6 protein-coding genes are annotated in these 4,199 nt (G+C 69.8%); 4 read left to right on the forward strand and 2 right to left on the reverse strand.

Going from position 1 to position 4,199, the window contains the following annotated elements:
• A partial coding sequence (locus tag HMPREF1138_RS07625) for a type II secretion system F family protein (protein WP_009058369.1) occupies window positions 1–370 on the forward strand: 370 nt, incomplete at its 5' end.
• A 16-nt stretch (window positions 371–386) separates the two neighbouring features.
• Here HMPREF1138_RS07625 and HMPREF1138_RS07630 read toward each other — a convergent pair.
• The gene (locus HMPREF1138_RS07630; RefSeq protein WP_009058367.1) at window positions 387–758 is read right to left on the reverse strand and encodes a YbaB/EbfC family nucleoid-associated protein; all 372 of its coding nucleotides are present in this window, start codon (window positions 756–758) and stop codon (window positions 387–389) included.
• A gap of 337 nt (window positions 759–1,095) precedes the next feature.
• Here HMPREF1138_RS07630 and HMPREF1138_RS07635 point away from each other — a divergent pair, with 337 nt between their 5' ends.
• The 3 genes from HMPREF1138_RS07635 to HMPREF1138_RS07645 are packed head-to-tail and all read left to right on the forward strand — an operon-like array spanning window position 1,096 to window position 2,092.
• On the forward strand, window positions 1,096–1,371 hold the full coding sequence (locus HMPREF1138_RS07635; RefSeq protein ID WP_009058364.1) for a DUF4244 domain-containing protein: 276 nt from the start codon (window positions 1,096–1,098) through the stop codon (window positions 1,369–1,371).
• On the forward strand, window positions 1,368–1,706 hold the full coding sequence (locus HMPREF1138_RS07640; protein ID WP_009058359.1) for a TadE/TadG family type IV pilus assembly protein: 339 nt from the start codon (window positions 1,368–1,370) through the stop codon (window positions 1,704–1,706). Before HMPREF1138_RS07635 ends, HMPREF1138_RS07640 begins: the two co-directional genes overlap by 4 nt.
• Window positions 1,703–2,092: an Rv3654c family TadE-like protein gene (locus HMPREF1138_RS07645; RefSeq protein WP_009058366.1), complete on the forward strand. Its 390-nt coding sequence runs from the start codon at window positions 1,703–1,705 to the stop codon at window positions 2,090–2,092. Before HMPREF1138_RS07640 ends, HMPREF1138_RS07645 begins: the two co-directional genes overlap by 4 nt.
• Window positions 2,093–2,664: 572 nt before the next feature.
• On the opposite strand, the gene HMPREF1138_RS07650 is transcribed toward HMPREF1138_RS07645, so the two are convergent.
• A partial coding sequence (locus HMPREF1138_RS07650) for a DEAD/DEAH box helicase (protein WP_039937463.1) occupies window positions 2,665–4,199 on the reverse strand: 1,535 nt, incomplete at its 5' end.

Here is a 4,199-nt window from a genome sequence, read left to right on the forward strand (position 1 = left end):
GTGCGGCGCTTCCATTCCGCGCGCGCTGGCGGCCCTCGCCGAGGCGTGCTCGCACGAGGAGCTCGCCTGGACGGCCCGCGCCCTGCGCGTGGGGGCCTCGTGGGAGGAGGCGTGGGAGGACGCGCCGACCTGGGCGAGACCCCTGGGCGAGGCGCTCGAGGCCTCGTGGACCTGCGGGACAGATCCCGAGGGGATGCTCGCCCGAAGCGCCGCCTGGGAGCGGCGCACGCGCCTCGTCGAGGCGAGAACCAAGGCCGAGGAACTCAGCGTCCGGCTGGTCGGCCCGCTCGGGGTCTTCTTCCTACCGGCCTTCCTGGCCCTCGGGATCGCGCCCCTCCTCGCTCACCTCATGGGTGGAATCGGGGGATAGAGTCGTCGCCTGTCGATCAGCCGCGGTTCGGGCTGCGGTAAGAGCGCATCGTGGCCTCGACGTCGGGGCTGTCGGCACCCCAGGCGGCACTCGTCAGGTCACGGACCTGATCGGCCACGTCGCTTCTCGCCTGCGTGAACAGATCCAGGATCGTGCCCGCGAGCTCACCGGGCTCGTAGTCGTACATGTCCTCGGACAGGGTGAGGTCGGTGAGCGCGCCGTTGGAATCGACGACGACGCGCACGCAGCGGTCCTGGGACTCGGCGACGACCTCCACCTGCGCGATGTCATCGACCAGTTTCTGGCTGTCGATTGCCTTCTGTTCAGCCTGGCTCTGCCACTCGTTGAGGAGGTTTTCGATCGCAGAATAGGTTTCTTCGGGGTTCATGGCTGGCTCTCTGTCCGCAGGATTCCGGCAACTAACGGTGATACTGTAGCCGCCCGCGCGCGGCCTTGTCTGCGCGGAAGCACGAATGAGACCGGCCCGTCGCGCGTCACCCAGCCGGGCGCGTGTTGTCTGCGCGTCCCCTGCTCTCTCCTACCCGACCTGAACGACCTCGTGGAGAGTCGGGCGCGTGTTGTCTGCGCGTCCCCTTTCTGTATCCACAGGCACTCGCGTCGCGTTGCCTCTATCCACAGGGTCTTCGATCCGGGTGGAACGCGAGGGAATCTCACGCGCACACTGGCCCTGCGCGCGAGCGCGCGCACGACGAAAGGACAGATCAATGAAGATTATCGACCGACTCGACTGCGCCGTGACCAGGGCGCAACTCGCCGCTATGGGGACGATCCGCGACGCCTCCCAGTACCTTCGCGCCGACCCGGATCGAAGCGACCCCTGCGCACAGAGGGACCCGGAGGAGGGCGCGACCACCGTCGAATACGCGATCGGCACCATCGCCGCCGCAGGATTCGCCGGCCTGCTCATCGTGATCCTCAAGTCCGACGCGGTGAGAGCGGCCCTCGAATCCCTCATCCAGGAGGCGCTCAACACGCGATGACACGCGACGAGAGAGGATACGTCACCGTCGAACACGCCGTGTGCTTCGTCGCCGTCACCCTGGTCATCGGCGTCCTCGTGGCCGCCGGCCAGGCCGGGATGACCGGATCGTCCCTGTGTCAGGCCGTGCGTGAAGGAGCCAGGGCCGCCTCCATTGGCGAGGCCGATCCTTGGGGCGTTGCCACGGCCTCGTTCCCGTCGGGGTCCTACACGGTCACGCGCGGGGACGGCCTCGTGACCGTCAGTGGCACCGCCCCCTATGGGGGTGCCGCCGGATGGGTCGGCGGGCAGGCGCACTGCACGGTCACAACAATCGACGAGGAGGACCTGTCGTGAGAGGGGAGCGGCGCGCGCGGTGGGGGAACGGCGGGAGCGAGGAGGGGTCGGGGACGATCAACTGCCTCGGCCTCATCGCCCTGGCCCTGACCCTGTCGGTGCTCCTGGCGGGCATCGGCGCCGCCCGCACCGCCTCGGTGCGCCTTCAGGCCGTGGCGGACCTGGCGGCGCTCGCCGGGGCCGAGCACTCCGTGACCGCACGCTGGGAGGACGTCGGGGACCGGCCCTGCTCGGCCGCTGCCTCAGTCGCGCAGGCCAACGGCGCCGACATCGAGACCTGCGAGGTGCGGGGCAGCGACTGTCGGGTGGTCCTGAGCGAGGCTGTCGTCATCATGGGAGTGAGGGCGACGCTTCGCGCGCGAGCGCGGGCTGGAAGCGTCACCTGAAAAACTCCCAGGAAACTATCAGCTTCGTTCAATGGTGCCCTCAGGAAGGGCTCCTACAGTAAGAGTCATCAAGCTAAAGGAATCGCCCACCGGGGCGATCCGGGAAAGGGAGCGCATCGGGAGACTTGCACTGTGTTGATGGGATACTCGAAGGGGTCGGCCTCAGGGCCGGCCCCTTCGAGTATGTGGGGGGTGGTCGGCGAGGTGGCGCGCCGCTGCTTGCGCTACTCGCGGTGGTGTGGCCGTGCATACCCCGGTGCCACTCGCGGTGGTCTGGCCGTGCATACCCCGGTGCCACTCGCGGCGGTGTGGCCGTTCGCGTGCGCCCGCTAATACGCACGTGCGCCCGCTAATGTGAGCGCGGGCGGCTGTGTGGGGGGATTTGCATCATGAGAGCCCCGACACGCCGACGACACGCCGGCAGGATGTTTCTCATGGTGCAAAACCCCCATCTGGCCCGGGCTCTTTCTCCTTGCGGTGCCGCCTGACCTGCGTGCTGTGACGCCGACCCCATCCGTTTCCGGGCGCGCGGTCCAGCAGACAGCTTCGAGTCGTTCCGTCAGTCGGTCGAGTCATTCGCCCCCGGGCGCGCGGTCCAGCAGGTAGGCGAGCAGCGTGATGGCCCCCTGCTTGGACAGGGGTTCGTTCCCGTTGCCGCACTTGGGGGATTGGACGCACCGCGGGCACCCGGACTCGCAGTCGCAGGAGGAGACGGCCTCGAGCGTGGCGGCCACCCACGACCGCGCGCTGTTGAAGCCGGCGAGCACGTGCCCGGCGCCGCCCCGGAACGCGTCGTGAATGAAGACGGTGGGTGCGCCCGTGTCGTCGTGCAGCTCGGTGGACAGGCCGCCCAGGTCCCAGCGGTCGCAGGTCGCGACGAGGGGGAGGATCCCGATCATCGCGTGCTCGGTCGCGTGCAGGGTGCCCGCCAGGTCCGCGGCGTTGATCCCCATCGCGGCCAGCGCCGCGGGGGTGAGGGTGAACCACGTGGACTTCGTGGGCAGCGTGTGCGTGGGCAGGAACAGCTCGATGTTGCGGATGAACTCGAGTCCGGGCAGGCGCAGCAGGTCGTAGTCGGTGACTCTCGTCGACACGTTCGTCGGCCCGTGATACCACGTGACCGTGCCATCCTCGCACATGTAGGTCTGCTCGATGGCGCACACGTCGACGCTCGTGTGGGTCGCGGAGCGCGTGCGTAGGGGGGTGCGCACCTCCTCGACCATGGCGACGCGCGCGTCGTCAACCCGGGCCGGCGGGATGATGATCGACGAGGCCTGGGCCCCCTCCCGCTCCCCGCCCCCAAGGCAGTCCGATCCCGGGGAGCCGCCCGGCGCCTCGGGCAGGAGAGCGCGCGGCCACCCCTGGGCGGCGGGTGCGGTGGGCGTGGTGAGGGGGCTGAGGGCGAGGACGTGGAAGGTGCGCCCCTGGTGGATGTAGATGGCGCCAGGGAAGACGTGGGCGTCGGCGGAGGCCTGGTCGATGGTGCCGACGACGGTGCCGGTGGCCGCGTCGACGATCTGGACGTCGCCGGCGGCGCCGCGCAGGTCGGTGAGGTCGGAGGGGCGCTCGGGCCGGGTGGCGTCCCAGAAGTATCCGGCGGGCCTGCGTTTGAGGTACCCGTCGGCGACAAGGCGCTCGGTTACGCTGCGCAGGTCCGCGCCAAAGTAGGTGATATCGGACGGCGTGATCGGTATTTCGGCGGCCGCGGCGGCGATGTGCGGTGCCAGCACCCACGGGTTGGAGGGGTCGATGACGCTGGCTTCGACCTCGCCGAGGATGTGTTCCGGGTGGCGCACCAGGTACGCGTCCAGGGGGTTGTCGGAAGCGATGAGCACGGAGGTTCCAGGCGCGCCCGCGCGCCCGGCTCGGCCAATCTGCTGGCGCAGGGACGCGCGCGTGCCCGGCCAGCCGACCGTGATCGTCGCGTCCAGCCCCGACACGTCCAGGCCCATCTCGAGAGCCGACGTCGTGGCGAGCGCCCGCACTGCGCCGGTGCGCAGCGCCTCCTCGAGGGCGCGCCGCTCCTCGGGCAGGTATCCGCCGCGATATGCGCCCACCCGGCCCGCATTCGCCGAACCCCGCGACGACAGGCGGTCGCGCACCTGGG

The sequence above is a fragment of the Actinomyces sp. ICM58 genome, assembly GCF_000283035.1.
GTDB lineage: Bacteria > Actinomycetota > Actinomycetes > Actinomycetales > Actinomycetaceae > Pauljensenia.

Excerpts from the sequence above, each read along its gene's own strand:
- HMPREF1138_RS07630 (WP_009058367.1), bottom strand. The coding sequence starts at position 758 with ATGAACCCCGAAGAAACCTATTCTGCGATCGAAAACCTCCTCAACGAG.
- HMPREF1138_RS07635 (WP_009058364.1), top strand. The coding sequence starts at position 1,096 with ATGAAGATTATCGACCGACTCGACTGCGCCGTGACCAGGGCGCAACTC.
- HMPREF1138_RS07640 (WP_009058359.1), top strand. The coding sequence starts at position 1,368 with ATGACACGCGACGAGAGAGGATACGTCACCGTCGAACACGCCGTGTGC.